The organism is Enterobacter cloacae complex sp. P42RS, assembly GCF_014930595.1.
Taxonomy (GTDB): domain Bacteria; phylum Pseudomonadota; class Gammaproteobacteria; order Enterobacterales; family Enterobacteriaceae; genus Enterobacter; species Enterobacter bugandensis.
The window spans coordinates 1-24,445 of the sequence record NZ_JADBRK010000015.1; the positions used below are offsets into that span (position 1 = coordinate 1).

Consider the following 24,445-nt stretch of genomic DNA (forward strand, 5'->3'; position numbering starts at 1 on the left):
GTCACTACCATATATGGAAGATTCATTAAATCCTGATGAAAATGATGATACTAAATCCATCTCACCCCAAAAAGAGAAATTATCTAATTTTATTAGATTTTTAATACAGTCTAATCCGACGTTAAATAAAAATATACTATCAACCACAGCAAATAATCGACATAAAATCTTGAGAGACTACCTCGATGAGTTGAAATCAAAGGGTACTGATATTGATTATGAAATTCCATCTTCACCGACACTTGAACGCTATCTGAATCTTTAAAATTTTTAATAGATCGTTCAAAATTTAGAATACTTTGATTCAGAAAAATATTTTAATCTGCTGTGTTAATCACATAGGTAACTTAACACAGCAGGTAAATATATATGACTATACATTCATATCCTCAAGATGGTCATGCGAGACCAAAAGCTACAGCAGATTTCCTTAAAGTCACTACTGTCACACTATGGCGCTGGGAAAAAACCAAACCCGACTTCCCGAAGTCTACCCGCCTATCAGAACGAGTATCAGTTTATGATGCAGCAGAGATCCGTGCTTGGCTGGCAGCTAAAAAAAATAGTTAATCAACGAATAAAATTTATAGTACTTAGCTTAATTTCCACAATTGGAAGTGAATCTATTTATTTAATAAAGAATATATACATCGTGTGGTGAGTGGAATGAGCAACATGATAAAAGCCCAACAATTATTATTGAAGAGCTCGCAAAAATATATATTTAGTAAAATATGTCAGCAAGCTCTGGTTATACCTCATGACGTAGTTCAGGTTCCCGGCTCGAGCTTAGCTTTCTTACGCTGGCGGCGTTTAATCTCGCCTTTAACAGCGGTGACAATAAATTGCGCTTTCGTCTCGCCATCGTCGAGGCTACTTTCTAATTCTGCAACCACATCATGCGGGAAGCGAGCATTAAGCTGCTGCGACTTGTTGTTAGTTGAACCCGTTGCCATTACTGGATCTCCTTGTGTTAGGTGCGATTCAGTATACGCAAAAAAAATAATAATAAAAGACTTGAAGTGCGATTCACTAGAGGGTAGGTTTAAAAGCAGAGGTGCGATTCACCTTATGTATGCAAAGCCCGATAGTGCTGGAACACTAAACGGGCTTCTAACCAATCCGCTGTATGAGGAAACGAAGATGGCTAAACAGAAGTGTACTTGGTTATTTGCTGCGATCAACCGCATTCAACGTAATGCCCGTCCAGTGATGTTAAGGATCACCGCAGATAACGAGCGGTCAGCGCGGCGCAGACTAGCCCCGGACTACATGCTGAGCTTAGCCGGTCGCATTCCTTGCGGAGGTGAACATGCGTAATTATCCGCAACCCGGCGAACGCTGGCAGCATGAACGTGGCTGGACCGTGACAATCATCCGATTAATTGAAGCGTCTACCTCCGTGGCGCTGGTTAATCCTGAATTCAGCTGTGAAGTGCTGATTCGTTATGACAGCGACAATAAGCTTTCTTCATGCCCTCTGGCATGGTTTGAGCAGCAGTATACTCCCCTGTTTGATGCGCCACTTTTCAAACCTTCGCCAGCTCCGGCAGGCGGCAGTGGCTCCGGCCCGCTGACACTGCATCCTTCTGTGGCATTTATCCGCTGGCGGGAGCGCAGCATACGGCGCTCTGCTGAACCTGACGACAAACACTATTCAAAGTTTCTCTGACAAAACACCGCTGAAAACGGAGTAATCCATGATGAATATTTCAAACGGGCACAACGGTGCTCAGGGCCACGCTTTGCCTGAAAAACACAATACCGGTGCTTTTTCCTATGGGTTGTCAGAGGACGGTTTCGGAAAGCTGACCCGCGCAAGAAATGCCTGCGACATGCTCCAGCTTCTCTTTTCTGAATATCCGTGTCAGGGCGGAACGCTGGATGCAGGCTGTGCGCCAGGCATTGCCGCGCTGATGGAGTACCTGCGGGCAGATTTAACGGATATTGCGCACAGCTGCGAACTGATTGAAGGAGGCACCCAATGAACCAGCCACAGGTTTCTATTTTTCCGGCAGAAATGACTACTGCGCTTTACCGGCGGGCTATTGCATCGGCATGGCGCCAGAAAGCGCTGAATGAAACCGGCTGCGATCAGTATGGTCCGCACAGCCTGACGGTTGAGCGTATTGAAATGGCCATTGCCCTGCATATCGAGTGCGCACTGATCAACGAGTACGGCGAAGCACAGGGCGCCGCTGTCGCGCTGGCACTGCTGACCGACATGCTGGAGCCGTCACTGCTGACAGCGCCGCCGGTACTGACCGTGCGCGGCTGTGAAGTGATGGCGGAGCTGTACCGCACGCTTCCGGCGGCCTTTGATGATTTCTGCAGCACGGGTGTGGCGCTGTATCAGGGGGAAGTATGACAACACAGACGGTTACGCAGATTTCAGCCGCAGCGCGGGGGAAATGGCCCGTTATTCTGCAGATGCTGCGTATAGATATACCTGAAAACGGCAGGCACGGTCCATGTCCGAAATGTGGGGGCAAGGATCGTTTTCGCCTCGATGACCTTGACGGGCGCGGGACGTGGATTTGCAGCCAGTGCGGCAATGGTGACGGTCTGGATCTGGTTAAGCTCATGACCGGTTACGGCGTCAGAAAGGCCGCGCAGGAGGTGGCGCAGGTGCTTACTGTGCCGGAAGTGCAGGAACTGCCTGTTAAGCCCGCCAGGCAAAAAGCCCCTAAACGCGATATGAGTCTTACCGTGGCGGCGCTGATGAAAGAGAGCCACACAGGAGAAAGCCCCTATCTGACCGGAAAGGGGTTTGCCGGATATCCGGCCTCCCTGACAGGGAGCGTGCAGCATATCAGCGGTAAGGATTTTCCTGCCGGTTCCCTGCTGTTACCGCTCACGACAAACGCCGGAGCCGTGACCGGTGCGCAGCTTATCGCCCCGACGGGTGAAAAAAGCATACTGCCCGGCAGCACGATGAAAGGCGCGTTTGTGGCGCTCAGCCCGTTACCGTCTGAACCGCCGGTACAGGTGGTGATTACCGAAGGTTACGCCACGGCGCTGACGGTAAGCCAGCTCACCGCCGGGTGCGTAGTGGCTGCCATATCGGCGGGCAACCTGCCCAACGTGGCGCAGTCGCTGCGGGCACGCTGGCCTGAGGTAAAAATTATCATCGCCGGTGATAACGATTTTCAGGACGGGGGCGAGAATCCCGGCAGATCCTTTGCTGAACGGGCGGCAAAAGCCGTCGGCGGCTGGATGACGCTGCCACCTGGAGAGATTAAGGCTGACTGGAATGATTTCCATCGGGAGCACGGTATTACCCGTGCCCGTGAAGCCTTTCGCAACGGTCTGGTGCTGTGCGGGGAGGGCCGCACGCAGCTGCCGCACGGGTTCCGTCTAACCCAGGAATATCTCTGGTATGAAAAACAGGTACAGCGCAACGGTGAGACGGAGATCCAGAACGTCAAAATATGCAACCCCCTGCGCGTAACGGCAATCACCTGCGATGCTGATGGCGGTAACTTCGGGCGACTGCTGGAGTGGGAAGATACGTGGGGAGAGCGCCGCCGCTGGGCGATGCCGATGGAAATGCTCAGTGGCAGCGGTGAGGAGCTGCGCCGGGTACTGCTGGTTAACGGGCTGTCCTATATCAGCACCACCGGTGAGGCCCGCGCCCGCCTGATGGAATATATCTCGCTCTGTAAACCGGAACGCCGCGTGACCTGCGTCAGCCGCACTGGCTGGCATGGTCAGGTTTATGTCCTGCAGGATGAGGTCAGCGGTGAAGGTGCTGAGGGTGTCATTCTCCAGACCACTTCCGTGCAGGGGCGCGATTTCCGTGTGTCAGGTACAACGGAGGAATGGCGGGAGCACGTTTCCCGCTACTGCACCGGCAACTCCCGCGTGGCGTTTGCCGTCAGTCTGGCCTTTGCTGCACCCCTGTTACGGCTGGTTGGTATGGACGGCGGCGGCTACCACCTAAAGGGGGAATCGACGGACGGTAAGACCACCACCATGAAAGCGGCAACTTCCGTCTGCGGGGGGCCTGACTACTGGCAGACGTGGCGGGCAACCGGCAACGCGCTGGAGGGATGCGCCAGCCGCCGCAACGATGCCGCCATGATGCTCGATGAGATCCGGGAGGTGGACGGACGCGAGGCAGGCAATATCGCCTACATGCTGGCAAACGGTCAGGGCAAGGGCCGTGCCGGTACGGACGGTGAGCTGCGCACCCGTAAGCAGTGGCGGCTGCTGTTCTTTTCAACCGGCGAGCTGTCACTGACTGAACATGCGGCAAAAGCCGGTGAGCGTACTTTTGCCGGGATGGAAGTCAGGATGATCCAGATCCCCAGCGATTCCGGAAAATTTGGCGTATTTGAGGAGCTGCACGGCTTCGACAGCGGCAAGGCACTGGCAGAACATCTGGAATGGGCTACGTCCAGCTACTACGGTTCGCCGTTCCGGGAGTGGCTGAAAGCCCTGACCGCTGACCTTAACGGGCTGACGGCACAGGCAAAGTCACTGATGAAGGAATATACCGCCGCTCTGACCCCGAAAGATGCGGGCAATCAGGTGGGCCGGGCAGTGAACCGCTTTGCACTGGTGGCGATGGCGGGTGAGCTGGCAACCCGCCTGGGGATCACCGGCTGGCCTGAGGGGGAAGCCCTGCGGGCAACCCGCGTCTGCCTGAACGCATGGCTGAAAGATCGCGGGCACACCGCCAACCAGGAAGATATTGCCGCACTGGAGCAGGTACGCAGTTTCTTTACCGCGAATCAGTACAGCCGCTTTGCAGACTGGCACGACGAGCGCAACCGCCCCGGCAATATGGTGGGCTGGCGCAGGGTGGAGAAAGGCAGTACCGCGCAGGGCACGGAAGCTGTCACCACGTTCTACGTCATGCCGTCCGGCTGGAAAGAAATCTGCCGGGGATTTGACCCGCGCAAGGTGGCGCGTTTATGCGCGGATCGTGGATATCTGCTGCCTTCTGCCGACGGAAAGCTCCAGACAACCGTTCGCCCTCCAGAGATGAATCCCCGCAGGCTCTATGTCTTCAACAGCGAGGTGCCGGGTTAAGGCTTTGCGTGAGTCTTATTTATTGAGGGTAACAGGTGAAACAGGTGGAACATCCGTGTTTTACAGGGGCTGAAACTGTTTCACCTTCTGAAATAGTGAGGTGGAACAGGTGGAACGCCAGCCGATCCGCTGTTCCACCTTGTTACCCGCGATGTTCCACCTGCGCTGTAACTATAAATGTTTTACAAAACAAGGAGGTAACACCTGTTCCACCTGTTCCACCGCACCGGGGACATAAAGCAGACTGAAACCGAGGCATTTTTATCTGGCTGGCTGTCATAGCAGCGTCTGAATAACCGTAAACGCCCGTTGTGCCAGACACCACACACTGACCACCGATAGTGTGCTTGTGTCAGCCACGACACAATTGACGTAACGAACCAACCCGACAGGAGAAGTCATGAACAACACCGCAGAGAATAACAACCTTTCCACTTTTCCGGCTGTAACGCAGCGGGCACTGGAAACCCTTAACACAGCCAGAAACGCATGGCTTGAAGCACGTTGTCAGCAAAAAGCGGCAGCAGATAATATTGCGACAATCCGACAGCGCCGCGCTGAAATGGAAGCCACGACTAACGCGCTGAATGAGGAGTGGCGTACGCTGTTTCGTGAAAGTCAGGGCGTAGTCTCAAAGGAAATGAAAAAGCTGCGCACGGAAATTGCGCTGGGACGTGAAACGCTTGAAGATTTCGACGATCTGCTGGCGGCTCAGGAATGCGAGAATACACTTTTGCCGCAGGAAGTTGCGGAATTAGCCGGAAAGTACATCCACGCACACGACAACCTTGTGGGTATTCGCGCAAAACAAATCTGGGAAGATTTTATGCAATTGCATGGTAAGGCCCTAATCCAGACACTGAGTCTGCTGAAATCTACAATGGGCCGGGAAGCCAGCGCAGTTGTCGGTGTGGTGCATTCAGTTAATGACCCGGACACATTGCTGAAAGACTTTATTCATAAAAATATCACCAAACCGGCTCTCACTAACGATGTGATGCCGGACCAGGACCCTGTGTTTAAACTGGCGGGCGTAGCCCCGGATTATGCGGCCCGTCTGGATTTCAGTAAGCAACTATCCCCTGCAGCCCTGCATAAGATGAAGATCCGGCAGGAACAGATGTTGCTGCAAAAAAACAACAGTGTATCGGAGGGGTTGTAATGGCGCTGAAATGTCCTGAATGCGGCACTATGGCCCATGCCAGAACCAGTTCTTATGAAGCACCTTCCGTTAAACGCTCATGGTATCAGTGCCAGAATCTTGAATGTTCCTGCACATTTACAGCGCTGGAAAGCGTTGACACGATAATTATGAAGCCGCATAAACCCGTGCCATCTGAACCTGAGTCGCAGGATGATTCCCCCGCACGTAAGTCGCAGACGCTGGGCCGCTACGGCTCGGCCTGTACCCTTAAAGACCGTCATGCACAATAAAATGGGGAGGAACCATAATATGACAGAACAACAATTGACCGAAAACCAGATTCAGGCCGCAACCGGACATGTAGTGACACTCCTCGCCAGGGCAAAGAAACCACTTCAGGATGCGGATTGGCTCATGCGGTTGCCTGCAGATGAAATCGCCCGCCAGACGGAAACACTGACAAAAGGCCTTTCTTCCGACTGGCAGTCCAGGATAATTGACCTTTACCAAAAAATGCAGGCCTGGGTGGAGGCCAGACAGGTCGAAGATGCAGCTATTGAGAACCTCAGGGCTCTGCGTCAGCATCAGGCCGAAACTGAACAGGCGAGCAAAGACAATCGGGTGCAGTTCAGGGAATTGCTTAGCCAGAACGGCGGTATCGTGACCCCAGAGATGAAAGCTCTTCGGGCTGAGTATCTGGAACAACAGGACACAGCCGCTGAACTGGTCGGTCTGATCACTGAAAAAGAAGAGCAGTTGCCGGTACTGGCTAACGTGACAGGTCGTAAGGCAAACGCCTACGTAAACTGCCATCATGGCATCACGGAAGAGCGTATCGATGAGCTTCTGCGTGACTTTTTTATTTTCAACGGTGCTGAATTGAGCAGCCTGCTCAGGATGAAGTACAGACAATTTGAACGGGATAGCTCAGCACATATACCCGGCATTATTGAAGGTACAAATGATGCAGATACACTGTATCGTGAATTCATCCTTAATCTCATGCTGAAATGGACGAGTGAAATATTGCCGTTGAGATTCCGGGACGACGTGATGAGCCTGGCCGGTTCAGAACCGGTATCAGGCTCACATGATGACAGGAAAAAAAGAAAACTGTTTTGATCTGAACAGAACCACTCACTTCAGCCCGGCCTTTGCCGGGTTTTTGATGTCTGTAGCCTGAATGCATGTCTATGCTGCATGAAAACGCATGACAGTTATGCGTTATTTTTGACACAAAAGCCCTTGTGTGGCGGCTCCTGAAGCGATTTACGATGCGCATGAACCCCCCCCTGTTAAGTGGAGCGGGCAGGCGGGCGGGGCTGTGCGTGCCGTAGGGTAATTTCGAATAAACTGTAGCAGTGCTATTTGACGTCCAACGACTTAAACAAAACCATTTTATATCCATTAGAAATGGAATCTTAATTAGATTCACGATAATAACACAGGTATATTATTTCAAAAGCAATCTAAAAGCACTGCATTCAACAGGGTTGTTGAACAAGTTTCACTCAAAAAAATATTTCACACAATGGAAAAAACCTTTAATTTTAATAAGTTAATTTATTTGCGTAAGTAAAAAATAAAGATATAATCATATGTAACTTAGCGTAAAACTTTGGCATTAACGTGTCTTAAGCAATTTTGAGTTACATTGTCAATAAAACAAATTAGACATGGAGTCCTTCAATGGCCGAATGTATTGTCTTAAATATGGATTTAAATGCAAATTGCTGGGTAGTAAGGCCTGGAAGAGATTATGAATTCTTTGGTCATTTTCTCCACGGAAAGGTTGCAGCAATAGGGCATTTTGACGACTTTATTACTAATGATGGTCCAATAAGTGAAGACGATTTTGAAAGTCTAATGCATGAATATTATGTTGATGCCGCAAAAAAAGGCTATTCTCAGCAGATCATTAGCGCTAACGTTAACCAAGTTAAAAAATTCCTCTTCAATATGAATGTTGGTGATTTGATTTTCACTATAGGTTCAGGAGTCGTTGTTGCTGGAATAATAACATCAGACGCTTATTGTTCTGATGAAGTTATCAACTATAATATCGATGACAAAATATCCAAGGATCTTGATTTTAAAATTAGACGTGATGTTACATGGGGCCGCTCTTATAACCGTGAAAACATACCTGATGCTGTAAAGCGCTCTTTTAAAGCCAACCAGACTGTTTTTTCTGCAGCTGAGCATCTGAGATCGATTTATCATTGGTTAAATACCGTATTTATAAGTGACGGAACCGTTTATTCAAGTTCTCGCATAAACCAAGAAGATGATATCCATCATTACTCAGTAACTAAATATGCAGAGGTTTTGAATAAATTAGAGGCTTTAGCAACATTAGTTGAAGATAAGTTCAATGAAAATACATTTGACTCGTCTATTAGTCTCGATGATATCAAAAAGCAGTTATCTCTTCTCGCCAGCAATGATTTATTAAATCTTACTACTCAGCAATCATTTATGTCCCCTGGTGATTACTGGACGGGTTTTACAGGTAAGACTAGGGTTTCCGTAATTGCTTTTACTATCGCTATATGTGAACTTCTCAGTGTAACCCCAACATTTGCAGATCAGCAAGATATTGAAATAGCAAATCAGATTGCAGTTCCAATCAAACTAGCTGTACATGAAATAAAGAATGATAATGATATGGAAGTTGTTATCAAAAAACTTGAACTGGCAATGCCTATGCAGAATAAAAAAGTTATTGAGACTATTAAAAAAATTAGTGATAGTGAATTTCCAGAAGTTGAAGATTCGAATAAAGGTACAAGATAATGACGTTAAGAAGCAAAGCTAAATCCTGCGGAATTTTCCTGGGAAAATGCATTTGTTTCCCATTCAAAGAACACCAAGCGACTTATAATATAATTATTGCAGTTGTTACTGCCCTTACGTTAGTTTGGGCAGCAATGACATACCACTTGTTGGATCAAAGAGAAAGAGCTAGGACAGAGCTTTATGAAATTAAGGAAAGAATAAAAAACTCCGAATCAACAACTGTAACCTTAGACACTGTATTCACTTCAGACACTGATAATGGATACTACATCTACCCAACAGTAACTATAAAAAATGTTGGTAAGGAAAAAGTTTCTTTATTCTTAGATGACGATGCATTAACAATAAAGAGAGTATATTTAAAAAATGATAAAATAATTGCCAAGGAATCCTATACGCCAAATTTCTATGAAACCATATCATCTGACCCATCAATTAAAAATACAAGATTTCGAATAATGGAAATTCCGGTTGATGGGGAAAGAAAAATTCCATATGCCGTAAAGGTAGATAGTAAGGGTGTGTATTATATAACATTTTCAGCTAAACCGTATGATAAAAAGTCTGAGCGAAAAATAAAAAACCATGAGTTAGTATGGTTTGCAGCAGAATACAAGGACATCAGATAGTTCATAATTTTATTGAATTAGCATTGCTTGTTTGAAATTTATTTTTCATGTTTCACCGCTCAACAGAGAATTTTGTTACTCTAAACACCAGTACACAATCTAAAGATGCGGGTGTTTTTTTTGCACAAATTTTATACAGATAATGAACTAATGCTCCTAAGAGAAGCGCCCTGGTGTGGCAGCTTGTGATCTCAATGGCTCGTCACTAGTGATGGTACCTATGATGGCATCAAAATAAAATATATGTTTTTTTATCATTAAAAACAAACAATTAAGCTAAAATTCGATTCCTGCAGGGGACACTTTTATCTTCCTCTGTTTTTAACCCAAATTAGTCTGTTCGCTGCAAAAACTCATTGAACAAAAGCATTCTGCTTTATTTGAGCATAACGCGTTGCCAGTTGCTTTAGGTGAAGCTCAAGTTGGGTCTTTTCTGCTTCAGGGAGCGCACTTCCTGCAGGATACTGCGACAGGCGCCTGAGCTGCTCTTCAGCGGGTATCGCATGGTTAAATGACTGCATAGTCGAAAAAACCACGGATTTAAGCTCACTCACGGATATATATTTTCCTTTTTGCTCATCCAGACTACTCAGCCGATCACTCAGTTGCTGAAGCGTCATCATCCCCTGATACCAGCTGTTCATTGCGTCTACGGGCAACGCCGTCGCGTTAAACTTTTTTTGCCACTGTATTATCAGCGCTTTAGCCTCTTCGGGCCGTAATGTCTGGAGCTGCTTTAACAGCTGTAGGCTGTAGGAAATATTCCAGTCAGGAGACAGTTTATCCAGCCGTGTAAGCTGCTGCTGCGTATCTGAGATAAACGTAGACGGTAACGTTCCTCGCTGCGTTAACGCGTCTTGCTGAACAGGTGTAAGCACTTCAGGTAACGGCGCCAGCGAGGCAATGGCCTGAGTCGTTAAGGGATCGGGTCTGGAGAGAAAGCCCCCTCCCCACGCTACGGCGACGCAGACCACCAGCATAGAACACATCCCGGCGACAAAGGGCTTCCATGGTCTGACCGCTCCATGCGCTGTCGTAAGCCCCTCTGCATTAGGCTGGTTTTCCGGTTGCACAACATAGACCCATTTCACTTCGTCAATCGGCTCTGCCCTCTCATGAGGTAATTCGCGATCGGGCAGCATGAGTGCATTCAGATCTGATGCGTCATTACTTTTTTCCAGCCGTTCAGCATTCGAACGTATCATCGTTTGTAACGTATCGAACTGGCTTAGGTGTTTTAGCTCAACGCGCTGAAGGACCGCACTCAGGCGGGTAAGCAACGCTTCAGCACGATAAAGCTCACTAAGATGGCTGTTGTTGAGTGGAAGCATACGCATGCGCTGCTGCAGTCGCTGGCTCAGGCCGCTAAGAATTTCCATACGAGCGTGTAGCGTCTTCGGCCAGAAAACGTCCCACTGATGGCTAATCAGGGTCTCCAGAATCGACAGCCCTTCGTTCAGGCCAGCTAATCCAGACAGGTGCGTACGGGCAAGGGTGTACCAGGCTGCGGTCTGCAACTCCACGCCGTTCTGTTCAAACAGAGAGAGACAGCGTCTTTCGACATACTGCCAGTTCACATCCGGGCGAGCAGGATGCGTCAGCTTGCTGAGTTCATCGCGGAGGTTAGCGTAATCTGGCAGCGTGCGCGGGTCGCCGCCGGTTTTTAGCGTGGTGTGTGTGGTCATCATGGATGGGCCTGCATATCCGTGTGGTTAATTTTGTCAATTGATCTGTAAGGCTATTTGGCGATTAAAAATGCAATGACGCATAAAAGGAATGAATGTTATCGCTATGGCAGCAGCGCTAAAATCAGACCGAAAAACACACCTTCGTCCAATAGTTGTCCGGATCGGGATGAGGTATCTGGGGGAGTAAAGATCCAGCCATTTGCGCTCCCCACCCGCATGAACAGGCGTCCTTGAGAAATCACCTTATCCCCGGAACAGAAAGTCACCTCGACACAACCGGCGACGCCCTGTCCATACAGAAAGATCGGCATAAATTTTACCGCCCGGCAGTCATAACGCAGAACAATACCGGAAATCTCAAAAGCTCCGCCCTCTACCAGCAGATCCGGAACGGATACCGTTAGTGGCTCCACATTCAGTCCCGTATCCGTCAGCCACGCGTCCATTTCATCCTGCAGCTGAGCCATTCGCTGGCGAAACTCTGCAATATCAGCCTGACTCTTGCTGATTGCAGGAACAGGTGCAGGTTGTCGCACCTGCAACTTCTTCAGGAACTGTAATTTTACGGACATGATGTTATCGGACCTTATAAACGGAGAGTTGTGTCGAGATACTGTTGTTGCCTGAGATGCCTTAACAGGACCCGCCCTTCGGGCATAAATTCAGTCCCGTAGCGCACCAGACCAATCCCTTTAAGTTCAGCGTCAATGGCATAGCGCAGTTCGCCGGGGATATTTTGTTCCAGCAGAACAACGGTTATTTTTTTCAAGCGCGGTTCGTATTTGAGCAGGACGGCAGATAATGTGCCCATAAGCTCATGGGCCGTTCCCGGCATGCCCTGCAGTATTTTGGTCATATCCGGCAGGCCGTAGTCAGGCAGATGCGCCAGCGTGCCGGCGCGACAGTTGAGAACGCGCTGCATGTTATCGAGTACGGACAAAATGACTTGGTTCTGCTCGCTGACCTGATGCAGGTCGAGACCGCCGGTGAAATTGCCATAAAGTACTTCATACAGAGAAGGACGAGATGATTCACTCATCTTTCAGCGCCTGCAGAGTCAGTCGATTGTTGCCCGCTTCAATCACCCGGGCCTTCTCCGGATCAAGCTCATCGCGGCTCATTACCACACGCCAGGTGTTGTTCTCCTGGTCCGGTGACATAAACATCCCGGCCACTGCCACATACTGCGCATACTTTTCCATTGGCATATCGACCATGACAGCGCCACCCGGCTGCAGCCGTATATCTTTCTCCGCCACCAGGTCTGCCTTGACAGCCTGGCTGTCGTCTTTAAACAATGACGGGTAGTCCGTGCTGTCAAAAGTTTTGCGATCTTTAAGCTGATAAATACGCACAATCGTCGACAGAGCTACACCACCAGCATTGCTGTTCACGGCTTCACGGGCACGTATATCCAGATGCAGGACCTTCACCTGCTTATAAAAAATCGATTTAGTCACGGCGACAGTGCCGTCCGTAACACTCTGAGTAAGTCCACAGCCTGCCAGCATCAGCGTAATGCCTGTAGCCAGCGTAACCAGAGGAAATTTACCAGCGGTAATCGCCATCTTCATCAGTCTCCCTGCGGTGAATATTTTCCTGTACGCGCTCGTAGCGGCCAAGATTGATGGTTATTGTTTTTGGGTGTGATGCGGTCTTAGCCGCATTCAGCGGTCGCATCACGGCAGTGCGGCCCAGTTGCACTGCACCCGCTTTGGGTTGAGTGCTCATTGTCGCTTCAGGCAGCAGGCTACGATCGACACACAGCTGCAGGCGGACTTCCAGGCGAGAGCCAAGATACACGTGCAGGAGCGCCATCAGGTCCGCGTGAAGCTCCCCGCCCGGTAACCAGCCCTGCACTTCTGCCGGGTCAGTGGTGGTCAGACGCATCAGCACCTGGCTGTTCACGTCGGTGGCATAGTTGCCCATCACCGGTCGATTTGTCAGGGTGACGGGCTGGCTGACGCTCATGGTTAGTGGCTTCTTCAGCGGCACACGGCGTTTGTCATGGTGCCAGATTTTCGCCTGCGTGTTGGGTGCCAGCAGGCGCACCAGCGAGGCCATGCCTTCTGCGGTACGCCCGGGCAGCAACATGACCGGCAGCAGTGCCAGAAAGCGCGAAGCCGGGGTCGCGATACTGTCCGTGCAGCCGTTAATCCCGAGCCCGGCCAGTCCCAGCAGGTACTGCGAGGTTTTGTCCTTACCGCCTTCTTCGAAAGTCGCCGGGTATGAATATTTACGCCAGATACGGTAGTACTGAGCAATCAGCCGGTGGTTGAAGATATCGAGGAAGTCCGCGTTAGCTTCGTACCCTTCCCGTCGCTGAGCGATGTCATCGATATAGTGCGTCGGCAGCGGAGACTCCACGCCGTAGAGCCCCATATAGGTGGTACGGATTGTGGGTGGAAGGTGCGGATGTTCCGGTAGCTCTGCCCCTTTGATTTCAGAGGCCGGGAACCCCATCCCCGAATGGGGACGGAAGCGTACCGGCTCATGTCGCACCTGCCAGGTGCTACCGGTGACCGGTTTATCCGGCTGGCTCTGCTCCAGCAGCTGGCAAAAACGATAAAAGTTCATGTACGGCAGCCGGTCGCCCAGTTGCGCTATCAGCCTGGCAGACGCGGACTGTGATTCTCTTTCCACCGGATACATTTTCCTTCTGGCTGAACAATGAGGGTGAGCTGGTTGAACTGGTTCATATCGGCATACAACGCAAAGAATCGGTTGAGCATTTCACCGAACAGGTGAATATCACCCTCACCGGTAAAACCATTGCTGTCGAGGGTGACTTCGATATCCAGCCCCCGCAGCAGATAGCCCTGTTCAAAACGTTGAAGGCGATGATGTTTTACATGCTGAATCGCCTCCAGACGCCGGGTGTTCATTTCATCTTCCTGCCAGTTATACAGGGCAAGCGTGCCGCGCAGCACTTCGGCAGTACTCATCATGTTCAGGAATCCGGATCCCAGGTGGCTCAGCACCCGCCAGTGAAAACGGTCTTCAGAAGGCGGATAGACTGGCAGCGTTGGTTTGCAGAGGTTACGTACTGAAAGTTGCGTACTCATCACCTGCTCACAGCGGTCAAGCAGCGTGCTCTGGAGCGCACGGCGCGGCAGCTGGCCGTTGGTGCCGGTGATTTGCAGCGACACGGCTTCACGTTCAAACAGGCGGTCCTCTTCCCACTGGTGCCCGCCAAGGATAAGCCAGGTGTCATACAGCCCGGTCACGCTGCGCTTCACGCGGGTATGGTAGTAACGGGGGGGAGCATGACGGCGCATCATCCCGCCCTTGTGCCTGAAGCTGCTAAACGGCACATACTCCGCGTCATTGGTGCGGTTTGAGCCAGTGACTGAATCCACCGAATAAATCTCGGTATGTCCGTCCTGCAGACGTTTTGGACGCAGCAGGTACTCGCTTTCAAGCCCGGTAATGGTCAGCGGGTCAGCCTCCAGCGTAAACAGGTTAATCACCGGCACGCAGTGCAGACGAACCGCGTCATCAGTGACCGGCAGGTCAGATGGCCATGGCGTATTGAACACCACTTCAATATCAAAATACTCGGTCCCCGCTGGCGGCGTGATGCCCTTAAGGCCGTTAAGGTGGACAAACATAAACTTGTCGCGGAAGGTGAAATACTCCAGCAGAAGCTGGTAGCCGCTGAACGCGGTATCGCCTTTCGGCCACAGGCAATCTTCGTCACGAAAGCCGCCCGGTGAGAAATATCCGTCAAGCCGGATACGGTCAGTCTGACCAGGCAGGCGCATATAGAGTGCGGCCTGCCGTTTGGTCAGCATAAGGTGCAGCTGGCTGCTGACTGGTGCATCCGCCCCGAGATAGAGGCTCAGGTCACTGAGGTCCGCATGGGACCAGTCCGCCTGCGTGCTGCAGGCAAAGCGCATTCTCAGTAACGAGCGCCCGTCCGGCTCAGTAGTCATGGTCACCCGAGAGATATTCAGCGGGTTGAGCATCACATCGCGGGTTGTGCGGTAACGGCAGACTGTGTTTTTCGGACCCACCGGGCGGGAGTACACTTCCAGCCCCGCGGGCATCACCTCTGCCATCTTAACGGTCTGAAGCGCAGGCGTGAACGCGACCACCGAGAGTGACGGAATGGTCCGAAGGTAATGTGGCCAGAGCATACTGACCAGTCCTTCAGTCAGCTCCGGCAGATCGTCGTCAATCTTTTCGCGAAGCCGCCCCATTGAGAAGGCAAATCCTTCGAACAGGCGTTCAACATACGGATCGGGAGTCCCGGCTTTATCCAGGTCGAGCATGGCGGCCCGGTCCGGGTGGGTCTGGGCAAATTCTTTAGCCGCTTCACGGAGGTAGCGCATTTCCGCGTCGTAATAACGCAGGGTCAAATCTTCCATTTTTTCTGTTCCTGTGCATTTAACCGCAAAGCACGGCACCACGCGCTGGATCGACAGCGATCAGCCCGGCAAGTAACTGGTCCATTAACGGTGTAAGACGGGCTTTGTCAGCCTCACTGCGACCAGCTTTCAGGCGCAGAAGTTTTAGATGGCGGGCCTGTACCTCGAACAATAGCTCAGGCTCCCAGTTGCTAAGGGTCACGTCTCTGGCACGTTCACCCAATTCGGCAAACAAATGCATCGCCAGCTCATTTTTACCGTACTGCTCAGCAATGCGGCCCATCAGCAGACGCAACAGCCACTTCTGACGATCGGTGGTCACACCCGGGCGTTTCTGTAGCCAGACAAGCGCAGTATCCGGGCCTTCACTGTCCGCCATCGCCACGGCTTCTGGCTCCAGAGCCAGAATGTCATCATTGCCAGCAGACATCTGAGCGGATGGGATATCATTGCCCCATCCTCCAATCGTGTCCATCACGCTTTGCTGGATCCAATTCAGCGTTACTTCATCCGCAAATGGCGTTCCGTCACTGAACGAGAGCGTTTCGAGCCCGGACAGACGGGTGAGCAACCCTTTCAGGTCAGCAGCAATAATGCCAGCCAGAGTGTCCTGACCTGATTTCGTCAGCGCCTGATGGATATACCACTGCAAATCCAGCCACAGGTGATTGGCACCACGGGAAAACGCGCTGTCCGCCGTTTCGAGCATTTCAGCCCAGTTCTGCTGTAGGTAGAGGCGTTTGAGTAGCGCACGCTGATCCGCCCTTGGCGGCTCAATGCGTGTACGCCCCTGCGCATCCGGGGCCGGGATGGCCCGCAGTGTGTCATGACGCAGGCTTTTCATCAGATGGTGCGCTGACAGCCAGCCATCCGGCTGCTCGCGCAGGTATTCGGTGAGCGTACGAGCCTGGGCCAGCAAATCCTGGCCGGAGGTGATCCGCCCGATTGCCGGGGCGTCGCTGTGGCTGGTCATGGCAGGTGTGTAGCTGGTACTGGCGTTCTGCGGTACCACCGCATCCACGCCCCCTGCTTTCTGCAGACGGCTTTCCAGTGCACCGTACAGAGCGTTAAGTTCCGGACGGGTTTCATCTGGCTGATTTTCGGTCAGTTGTGCTATCAGCAGCAGCGCCCCGGTGGTACGCATCGCATCAATTCTGACCACTTCGGGGTACAGGGAAAGAGAGTCAGTCATTCGCGATCCCGCCAGCCATTCCAGTGCCGCCTTACGGCTGCGATCACGCTGTGGATGCAGTTGTGTACCAAAGCGCTCCAGCAGGCCGCACAGCAGTTCAAGTCCTTCAGCGAGCCCCTGCTCACCTTCGCGGTGCAGCTTTGCCCAGCAGTAGTAGGTGGCCACACGGATATCTTTGGCAGTCGTGGTCAGAAGCTTCTCTGCAAGCTGGCAAATAAGTTCGGTATCCGCACCTGAGAGTTTGTTGACCTCCTCGCGCATCTGCTGAAAGTCATCGTCATAACCCGGGTCGTCACCCTGAGGTGATGGACCGGACAGCGGCTGCAGCCAGCTATCCCAGAGCTTAACCCGCTCACGGGTGGCCGCAAGGAGTGGCTCCTGCTCAGTCTGGCAGGCGCTGAGTAAAGCATTGAGCGTGCTCATCAATATACGTCCTCTGTATCATTGCTTGCGCTTTCGGCCTGGTCTGATGCTTCCAGGCCTGTCGTGCTGAAGATGGTCTCTGGCAGACGGAAATTACGCAGCTTCAGCAGTGCCAGTGGGCCCTCTCCCGCTTCGGTACGCAGGGTGTAATTGAGTGTGCGACCGTCCTGTGCCTTCCAGCTCAGGCTGTAGCTGCTACCCACGCCCGGATAAGCACTGACGGCAGCTTTGTCGAGCATTCGGATCCATCCCCAGGCGCCTGGAATATCCGCATACTGACGGGTGCCTGCCTGGGTGCTTATCCAGCTCAGATTCGCTCCAGGGGCCTCAGTATCCGCAGGCCAGGCGAAGCGCTTCCAGACTGGCATCTGGTTAACGTATATCAGCTTCTGGTTGTCGATAATCATGGTGGTTTGCATCACGCCATCGGCAGTACCCGGACGCAGTTCGAAGTTCATCCCGGCATTGCCTTCGGTGAAGGCGACATCCGAGATATGACTCAGGGTGTTGATGGCATTGAGAAACTCTGGGTTAAAGGCCAGCCCCTGCGAGTTGATGCTGTCCGGCACCCAGTGGTTTCCTTCTTTGTGCAACACGCCTTTGAGGCGGTTTTGCAGGAACTGCGCAATACGCCCGGAATCGACATTAAGGTATTTAGCCAGCAGCGGCAGGGATACATCACTGCTGGAATTGTTAAATGGATAGCGTCCACCGAAGGCACTGTTCCACTCAGCCACTACCGCCTGTTGCCACTGGGCATTGAGGCTAGCGGCCGCCGGAGCCAGCACCTGCTGCCAGGCCTGTTCCATCGGAATCACAAAGACCGAACGACCAAAACCGCTCCACTCCTGCCCCAGACCGGCGGCAATCAGGCTGCCGTAGTCGCGGGTTTCAGTCAGATCCACGGCCTTGCCCTGGAATACGGTCTGGGCAAGGGTCTGGGTCATGGCCTGAGGGTCGGCAGCATTAGTCACCTGCTGCAAGCGCAGCCGAACCTGCGTCACGCGGGTCAGGTACGACTGCAAGCTCAGCGACTGCGCAACGGTGTTGCTTTTATCCATCAGCGCCAGCACCGGACCAAAGGTTGCATCCAGCGGGCCGTGAACGCCGGCACTCTGGTCAATGACATCCGTATTGTCAGCGCCCAGCAGATTTTTCGCTGATTTCACCAGTGAATCCGAAATCGCCTCCCCGGTCTGTCCGGTACGCCCCTGCACATTAAGGGTATTCATCAGCGCCACCAGAGGTGACTGGCGCACGTCGGCCATCAGGGTCAGCTGGTCAATGGAATCCGACAGCGTGGTGGCCTGGTTCCAGCGCAGGCTGTTGAGGAATTCCAGCCAGGCGCCGCCAAAATCGGCAAAATAACGCTCCGTCAGGCGATTTTTAAGTGCTTCCGGGGAGATTTCATCCTGCTTACTGACCGGACGTTTGCTGTCCGTCAACACCCAGTCGAGCTCGTCCCGCCGCGCCTTCACCACCTTTTCGATGGCAGGCTGGACGGCCTGCTCCCAGGCCTGGCGGGTAAACATGCCTGGCACGATCTCGGTGGTGCTGAACAGGCGGGCAGCATCAGTATCGCCAGTCATGTCCTCGAGACGCATATCGACATACAGATGTGCCACCTGTGCAAGCATTTTCTGGTACAGGGTCGATTCGCTATTACGCACCCCCATCAGGCGAACCAGCAGGGAACGCGCCTGGCTGACCATGTTTTCATCAGCTCGCAGTTTCCACTCAGGATGTGTGACCAGTTGTGCTCCATAAAACGACAGCAGCGACGGAGCCACGCCTAGCCAGATACCGTCTTTCACGCCGTCACGCTTCGGCCAGTCCTGAAGCAGCACCGTGCTAAACCAGGCACCATCCATATGCTCAGGACGCGCCAGCATCAGGTAAAGTTTCAGCTGGTCATAGGTCGCTTTTGCCCTCTGCTCGCGCAGCGGGCTAACCGGAGGCAGCGCGTTAAAGGCACTGACCTGCTTCTGCAGATGGTCTGCAGCCGCATCGCGCAACAGCGGCAACGCGCTGTCCTGATAGCGTGGCCAGAGTGCTGCCAGCAGCGCATCATTCTGACTCAGCCCGGCCTTCTCGTACCACGGTACGCCATGCTCAGAGCGGTACTGCAGACGGGCCAGCGTTTTCTGGAGTTCAGACAGGGCGTGCAGACGCTGTTCCAGCGGCATATTCTGCCGGGCGGCAAGAGATGCCTGTGTATTTGCACCAGCAATCTGGTTGCGGTTAGTGACATACGCGATGCTCATCCACACTGCCCAGCCCACCATCGTAAGCGCAGCAGCAGACGCCATTACCCTGCGCCACGGAATGCCGGGTTTAACGGGGCGCAACGCGGCAGGAAGCATTCGGAGAGTATCAGGCAGAACATCCCAGCGCTTGTCCATGCCCCAGTGATGCGGTACGGCACGTCCAGCACCGGCAGAAGGCTGGCTGAACACCACGCCAGCCAGCGGCAGCGGGCGGTACGGATTGAGCATCACCGACAGGGGGGCAGTCACGCTTTCCGGCTCACGAATGAGCTGGTCGGCAAGGGACAGCAGGAAGTTGTGTTTCACTTCACCGCAGGTCTGCTGCAGGCCCAGTGAGGTCAAATCTGACGTCAGGGCAGACAGTTGCTCTGCCAGCCCTTCGGTACGACAACCGGCAGGTAGAAGGCAGCCGGTCGCCTGCGTAATGCGCCCTTCCGGCTTACCGGCGCGCGGATGCAGGGACCAGACGTACAGGGGGAGTTTCCAGCCAAGCGTTTCCATACGGGCGCTGATGGCGTGAGACAGGGAATCCATGGTGCTTTCAGACGGTACCGGCAGCGGTGGTTCCAGCCCAGGTGCTGAGAGCTGGTCAAAGGCCGAGGTGACCCACACCATGCCATCCACCGGACGGCGGCGCAGCTTACGCAGCGCGGTCAGCCAGGCACTGTCGGCTGGGGTATTGAGGTCGCCGCCCCACAGCAACAGCGTGCCGCGATCTTCCTGCCAGAGCTGGGTGGTGAGACCGGGAGTCAGTTGCTCAACCTCAGTGGAAGTACCTGTTATCAGCAGGATGCGTGTTTTGCGTCCCCAGCAACGGCCATAGAGGTTGCGCATAGCAAGGTGGAGAATATTAATCGTTTCACTGCATTTTCCTTGCTCCGCACGCGATATGTGTTCCGTATGATGATCTTTCCCGGTTAATTCGCGAAGCTGTTTCATAAAGCTTAAAGAAATAAACCATTGCCACAATCGGACAAATAAATCATCACAGAGTAAAATGAACAAACATAAGCCCGAGACAGCCAGGGAAGCCGCCATTTTTTTCTCTGGAGAACGAAGAGAAACAAAGGGATTTTCAGTCCATATCAGTCCGCCGCCTATAGCCGCAATGAGCAGTACGACTAGCCAGGTACTGAGGCGTTTTTTCTTTTTCACATCACTATCCTTTGCGTAGCATTATGCAGGGCGGACAATAGCCATTTGGGTAGTACGAGCGCCAACAAGTAACCACTGAGGCAAACCCGAAGTAACGGCATGTTCGCAAGCGCAAATCAGCGTTATATTGCCCACTGCAGCAGCTGGCCTGCCGAAGGCATCATCCAGAACCTGCTCCCCTTTTTTAGCAGTTAAAAATCCCCACTTGTCCATCATCTGAAGAACAACGACCAATGCATCGTTTTTCACCTGGGCCCGCCAGAAATACCAGGGTAATCCAGAAGTTACTTTTCCCCAATTTGCAGTATCCGCAACACTATTTTCGACATCTCCCACAACAACCGGGCGGTGTATCCACGCTTGCGGTTTAATATGCAGCCGCTCCATGCACAAAGGAGAAGCCAACAATAAAGCGGATACCGATTCCGCCTGTCGATCGCGGGCCAGTAGAAATAAATTGATTTCAACGGAAAGGAGCAGCGTATCATCCTGTTTGTCGAGCCACTCATCTACCCACATCAATCCATTGTTTTCGGTACTGATGCTAATGTCGTTAACAGCATGTAACTCAGGAAAAGCTCTTCGCCAGATAGTGTAAATTTGCTCATCTTTCAACACGCCATCATGATGAAGGCGAACAACGAAGTTACCGGTGAATTTTGCTATCTCTCCGTGTAACTGCTGGCTAACGCGGGTCAGAACCACATCCAGGAAGGACAGATACTCGGCTTCATTACGTACTTTCGAAGCCGTATGGAGTGAGGCCGAAGTCAGCGTGGACTGAAGAGATGGATAATAGTTTGTCTGAAGTGCATTTGATCCCTGCAAAAGTGCTGCAGCAAGTTTGTTACTGGCAACAGGCGTGGTATAGCTCATCCCAAGCAATCCAACGGCTTGCTGCCCCAATAAAACTTGTTCATTATGCTGCTTTTGGTGTAAATGATTCCACCACATCACGCGATCTCGTTCGTTCTCATAGTGCCTTAATCTGGCAATATAACCGGCCATTCCCACCGAGAAAGGAATGAGAAGCGAACAAAACCAGAACCAGGCGGAATGCGTACTCAACCCTTTTGGCCAAAGAGAAAGCACCAATAAGGCTCCCGCAATCATGATAATAACAATCGCTAGAACCCAGCGAGACTTACTCGGAGGAACGGGTAATGGCTCTGCCTTCGGGATCTGTTTAAGATCAACTGGCATAATTAACGTTTTCCGGCAACAAGTAATGAAGAAATTAGCGAACAACCACAGCCGCAGCGATGGCCATGTAATGCAACAGGTTTGCCATTAATTTTTGAACCTTCATCGCCCTCTGCAATAAACGTTTGACCATGCGTAGGGCAGGTTACTTTATCCATCAGACAAGCAACCTCTAACCCCATAAATTTCACACCGGAGCTTCCTTCAATTACGGTGCCACCGTGAGTCGTTTTATCATTAATTCGAATTACACCCTGCATAATTATTCCTTTAAACCAGATAATACATAGCCCCGAGTAACATCTTCGCGATAAAGTTAAGCCAGAGAAATATGGAGCGATATTTATCCACCAGGCTTTTTTTGAATTCCCAACCTGAGCCATTGACAATACTAAATACAGGATTCTTTATATCTGATGTACTAAATTTATAAGAATACTGTTCTCCAATAGTCCCATCCGTTTTTATCCCCAGGATTTTTCAAAACTAAATTCTTTGCGACTACCCCATTGAACTTGTTTTTTTAAACCTAGTGCCACAATGCTTAGTTCAGTATCGATATCGATTGATTTTTCTCTGTAACTCACTCTGTTCTTTGCTTCATTAAAAATCAATGTCAGTTTGTATTGTTTCTTCAGGCCATCAACGCCGAATAACTCGATCACTATTCATATCACCTCCTGTTATTATCTTTATAAATACATGAAGTGTTTATAAATGAACATTAGTAAAAATGAGCCAGTCATTCTTTTATTGGGTCAGGTGCATTAACTACACATCGAACCGTAGTGCTAACAGGATAAGGGTTATCTGTAATTCTGTAACCACGGTAAAATGTTAATCCTACATCACCAGTGGGGTCTGGGTTATTACCGCCCCGCAATACTTTTCGGTATTGGCCTGTTCGCTCATCCTTAATAACAGGTTTCTCAGGCCCTTGCGGATTTTTTTTGTCGGCTACATTATAATAATCAGGATCATACCAATCCTTCACCCACTCATAACCATTATCGGCCATGCCATAAAGTCCAAGAGGCGATGGAGGATATGCATTGACGGGAAAATGAACGGATGTACTATTAATCCCGACCATATCCTCTACAGCCTGGCGATCCACATCCGTAGCATAATTTATCCCCTTCCCGTTTTTTTTATTTTCTCGCCACACACCATCATCAGTGGCTACAAGAATATACTGACCACGGCTACGAGCAGAATATTCCCACTGAGCTTCAGTCGGGAGTGCAAAGGGTAAGCCAGTTACCCTCCCCAACCAAATACAGTAATTATTGGCTTCAGTCCAATTTACTATGGCTGGACTATTTTTGAAATGATTCATTTCTGCCAATGTAGCATTCTTCCATTTTTTATCGAATGTTTGAGCGGGCAAATTATTAATTTTGAGGTAGAACTTATAGTCCTCATGGGTAACTTTAAATTTACTTATGGAAAAACTGCTCAATTCAATTTCATGAAGTGGTTTCGTATCTTTTTCTGAAGAGCAGTATGGGCCGTCCCCCCTCATTTTCTTGCAGAAATCGCCCATCCAGAAGGTACCCCCATGGACATAGACTAAATCCGCTTTAACACGGCTTAGATAGCGCTGAATTTCTGCTTGTTCTTGCGGGGAATGTTTTATTGAGTTCGTTGAATCATCACAACCGCAAATAATAAGAACCAATAAAATACTCCATTGCTTTTTTATATTTTTCAATTTACAGGCTCCGCATAATTAACCACACATCGGACTGTTGTGCCATCAGGGAAATCACTATCTGGAATATTATAACCGCGGAAAAAAGTCAGACCAACATCGCCAGTAGGTTCCGGATGATCTCCTCCGCGCCGCACTTTCCAATACTGGCCGGTATCCTCATCTTTAACAACAGGTTTTTCTGGCCCCTGAGGATCTTTCCCTGGAGAGTGTTGATAATATTCAGGGTCGTACCAATCCTTAACCCATTCGTAACCATTATCTGCCATGCCATATACACCGAATGAAGCTGGTGGATATTTATCAACTGGAAAAAACACAAGTAAACCATTTACTCCAAACCGTTCTTCAACTTTATTTCGGTCTTCATCAGTAGCATAGTTTTCTCCTTCTCCATTTTTCTCATTTTCTCGCCAAACCCCATCATCCGTTGCCACTAAAATATTCCTTCCACGGCTACGTGCGGCATATTCCCACTGAGCTTCAGTTGGAAGAGCATAGGGTAATCCACTCTCACTCTTTAACCAAGAACAATAATTTTCAGCCTCACTCCAGGTTATTACCGCAGGACTATATTTAAAATAGTTCATACTCGCCAGCATATCTGCTTTAAACTTGTCTTTAAAATTCCGCTTTGGCAAACCGGCCATTTTTAAATAAAAATCATAATCTTCGTGCGTGACTTTAAACTTACTGATCGAATAACTGCTGAGCTCAACTTCATGAAGTGGTTTTGTGTCTTTCTCTGGAGAGCAGTATGGGCCGCCGTCTCTCATTTTCTTGCAGAAATCGCCCATCCAGAAAGTCCCTCCTTTTACATAGAC

25 protein-coding genes and 1 pseudogene are annotated in these 24,445 nt (G+C 50.9%); 12 read left to right on the forward strand and 14 right to left on the reverse strand.

Annotation, left to right across the window (positions count from 1 at the left end; translation table 11 throughout):
- A pseudogene (locus IM314_RS21995) lies at positions 1-265 on the forward strand (hypothetical protein); the annotation flags it as partial.
- 104 nt (positions 266-369) lie between these two features.
- The gene (locus IM314_RS16475; protein WP_024148122.1) at positions 370-570 is read left to right on the forward strand and encodes an AlpA family transcriptional regulator; all 201 of its coding nucleotides are present in this window, start codon (positions 370-372) and stop codon (positions 568-570) included.
- Between the two features lie 200 nt (positions 571-770).
- Here IM314_RS16475 and IM314_RS16480 read toward each other — a convergent pair whose 3' ends face one another.
- Positions 771-956, reverse strand: a complete 186-nt coding sequence (locus IM314_RS16480) for a YlcI/YnfO family protein (RefSeq protein ID WP_023258407.1) — start codon at positions 954-956, stop codon at positions 771-773.
- 187 nt (positions 957-1,143) lie between these two features.
- Between IM314_RS16480 and IM314_RS22145 the strand changes: the two genes are divergently transcribed.
- The 10 genes from IM314_RS22145 (at position 1,144) to IM314_RS16530 (ending at position 9,609) form a co-directional block, all read left to right on the forward strand.
- Complete coding sequence (locus IM314_RS22145; RefSeq protein ID WP_193358982.1) at positions 1,144-1,320, forward strand: host cell division inhibitor Icd-like protein; 177 nt, start codon at positions 1,144-1,146, stop codon at positions 1,318-1,320.
- Positions 1,313-1,672: a hypothetical protein gene (locus IM314_RS16490; protein ID WP_193358981.1), complete on the forward strand. Its 360-nt coding sequence runs from the start codon at positions 1,313-1,315 to the stop codon at positions 1,670-1,672. Before IM314_RS22145 ends, IM314_RS16490 begins: the two co-directional genes overlap by 8 nt.
- 31 nt (positions 1,673-1,703) lie before the next feature.
- Positions 1,704-1,988 (forward strand): hypothetical protein, encoded by a 285-nt coding sequence (locus IM314_RS16495; RefSeq protein WP_193359000.1) that lies wholly within the window; start codon positions 1,704-1,706, stop codon positions 1,986-1,988.
- Complete coding sequence (locus IM314_RS16500; RefSeq protein WP_193358980.1) at positions 1,985-2,368, forward strand: DUF5375 family protein; 384 nt, start codon at positions 1,985-1,987, stop codon at positions 2,366-2,368. Before IM314_RS16495 ends, IM314_RS16500 begins: the two co-directional genes overlap by 4 nt.
- Positions 2,365-5,037: a TOPRIM and DUF927 domain-containing protein gene (locus IM314_RS16505; protein WP_193358979.1), complete on the forward strand. Its 2,673-nt coding sequence runs from the start codon at positions 2,365-2,367 to the stop codon at positions 5,035-5,037. The genes IM314_RS16500 and IM314_RS16505 overlap by 4 nt, the downstream gene beginning before the upstream one ends.
- A gap of 400 nt (positions 5,038-5,437) precedes the next feature.
- Positions 5,438-6,199, forward strand: a complete 762-nt coding sequence (locus IM314_RS16510) for a septation initiation protein (RefSeq protein ID WP_193358978.1) — start codon at positions 5,438-5,440, stop codon at positions 6,197-6,199.
- Positions 6,199-6,471, forward strand: coding sequence for an ogr/Delta-like zinc finger family protein (locus IM314_RS16515; RefSeq protein ID WP_047027775.1), 273 nt, complete (start codon positions 6,199-6,201; stop codon positions 6,469-6,471). The genes IM314_RS16510 and IM314_RS16515 overlap by 1 nt, the downstream gene beginning before the upstream one ends.
- Before the next feature lie 19 nt (positions 6,472-6,490).
- Positions 6,491-7,303 (forward strand): hypothetical protein, encoded by an 813-nt coding sequence (locus tag IM314_RS16520; protein ID WP_193358977.1) that lies wholly within the window; start codon positions 6,491-6,493, stop codon positions 7,301-7,303.
- Between the two features lie 567 nt (positions 7,304-7,870).
- Positions 7,871-8,977 (forward strand): hypothetical protein, encoded by a 1,107-nt coding sequence (locus IM314_RS16525; protein WP_193358976.1) that lies wholly within the window; start codon positions 7,871-7,873, stop codon positions 8,975-8,977.
- Positions 8,977-9,609: a hypothetical protein gene (locus IM314_RS16530; protein WP_193358975.1), complete on the forward strand. Its 633-nt coding sequence runs from the start codon at positions 8,977-8,979 to the stop codon at positions 9,607-9,609. The genes IM314_RS16525 and IM314_RS16530 overlap by 1 nt, the downstream gene beginning before the upstream one ends.
- 353 nt (positions 9,610-9,962) lie before the next feature.
- Here the strand turns inward: IM314_RS16530 and IM314_RS16535 are convergent, their stop codons facing one another.
- From IM314_RS16535 to IM314_RS16595, 13 genes are all read right to left on the reverse strand, one after another.
- Entirely contained in the window at positions 9,963-11,297 is a 1,335-nt protein-coding gene (locus tag IM314_RS16535) for a VasL domain-containing protein (protein ID WP_193358974.1), read from the reverse strand.
- A gap of 101 nt (positions 11,298-11,398) precedes the next feature.
- On the reverse strand, positions 11,399-11,869 hold the full coding sequence (locus IM314_RS16540) for a hypothetical protein (protein WP_047364133.1): 471 nt from the start codon (positions 11,867-11,869) through the stop codon (positions 11,399-11,401).
- Between the two features lie 14 nt (positions 11,870-11,883).
- Positions 11,884-12,336 (reverse strand): type VI secretion system baseplate subunit TssE, encoded by a 453-nt coding sequence (tssE, locus tag IM314_RS16545; RefSeq protein ID WP_047364134.1) that lies wholly within the window; start codon positions 12,334-12,336, stop codon positions 11,884-11,886.
- Positions 12,329-12,865, reverse strand: a complete 537-nt coding sequence (tssJ, locus tag IM314_RS16550) for a type VI secretion system lipoprotein TssJ (protein ID WP_193358999.1) — start codon at positions 12,863-12,865, stop codon at positions 12,329-12,331. Before tssJ ends, tssE begins: the two co-directional genes overlap by 8 nt.
- The gene (tssG, locus tag IM314_RS16555) at positions 12,846-13,949 is read right to left on the reverse strand and encodes a type VI secretion system baseplate subunit TssG (protein WP_193358973.1); all 1,104 of its coding nucleotides are present in this window, start codon (positions 13,947-13,949) and stop codon (positions 12,846-12,848) included. The genes tssJ and tssG overlap by 20 nt, the downstream gene beginning before the upstream one ends.
- Positions 13,904-15,667: a type VI secretion system baseplate subunit TssF gene (tssF, locus tag IM314_RS16560; RefSeq protein WP_193358972.1), complete on the reverse strand. Its 1,764-nt coding sequence runs from the start codon at positions 15,665-15,667 to the stop codon at positions 13,904-13,906. The genes tssG and tssF overlap by 46 nt, the downstream gene beginning before the upstream one ends.
- A 19-nt stretch (positions 15,668-15,686) precedes the next feature.
- The gene (gene tssA / locus IM314_RS16565) at positions 15,687-17,282 is read right to left on the reverse strand and encodes a type VI secretion system protein TssA (RefSeq protein ID WP_193358971.1); all 1,596 of its coding nucleotides are present in this window, start codon (positions 17,280-17,282) and stop codon (positions 15,687-15,689) included.
- Positions 17,282-20,704, reverse strand: coding sequence for an ImcF-related family protein (locus IM314_RS16570; protein WP_193358970.1), 3,423 nt, complete (start codon positions 20,702-20,704; stop codon positions 17,282-17,284). Before IM314_RS16570 ends, tssA begins: the two co-directional genes overlap by 1 nt.
- 21 nt (positions 20,705-20,725) lie before the next feature.
- On the reverse strand, positions 20,726-21,907 hold the full coding sequence (locus IM314_RS16575; protein WP_193358969.1) for a hypothetical protein: 1,182 nt from the start codon (positions 21,905-21,907) through the stop codon (positions 20,726-20,728).
- A 2-nt stretch (positions 21,908-21,909) separates the two neighbouring features.
- Positions 21,910-22,167, reverse strand: a complete 258-nt coding sequence (locus tag IM314_RS16580; protein ID WP_193358968.1) for a PAAR domain-containing protein — start codon at positions 22,165-22,167, stop codon at positions 21,910-21,912.
- Positions 22,168-22,371: 204 nt separating this feature from the next.
- Entirely contained in the window at positions 22,372-22,572 is a 201-nt protein-coding gene (locus IM314_RS16585) for a hypothetical protein (protein WP_193358967.1), read from the reverse strand.
- 77 nt (positions 22,573-22,649) lie between these two features.
- Complete coding sequence (locus tag IM314_RS16590) at positions 22,650-23,621, reverse strand: SUMF1/EgtB/PvdO family nonheme iron enzyme (protein ID WP_227008629.1); 972 nt, start codon at positions 23,619-23,621, stop codon at positions 22,650-22,652.
- Positions 23,618-24,418, reverse strand: coding sequence for an SUMF1/EgtB/PvdO family nonheme iron enzyme (locus IM314_RS16595; protein ID WP_227008775.1), 801 nt, complete (start codon positions 24,416-24,418; stop codon positions 23,618-23,620). The genes IM314_RS16590 and IM314_RS16595 overlap by 4 nt, the downstream gene beginning before the upstream one ends.
- Between the last annotated feature and the right edge of the window lie 27 nt (positions 24,419-24,445).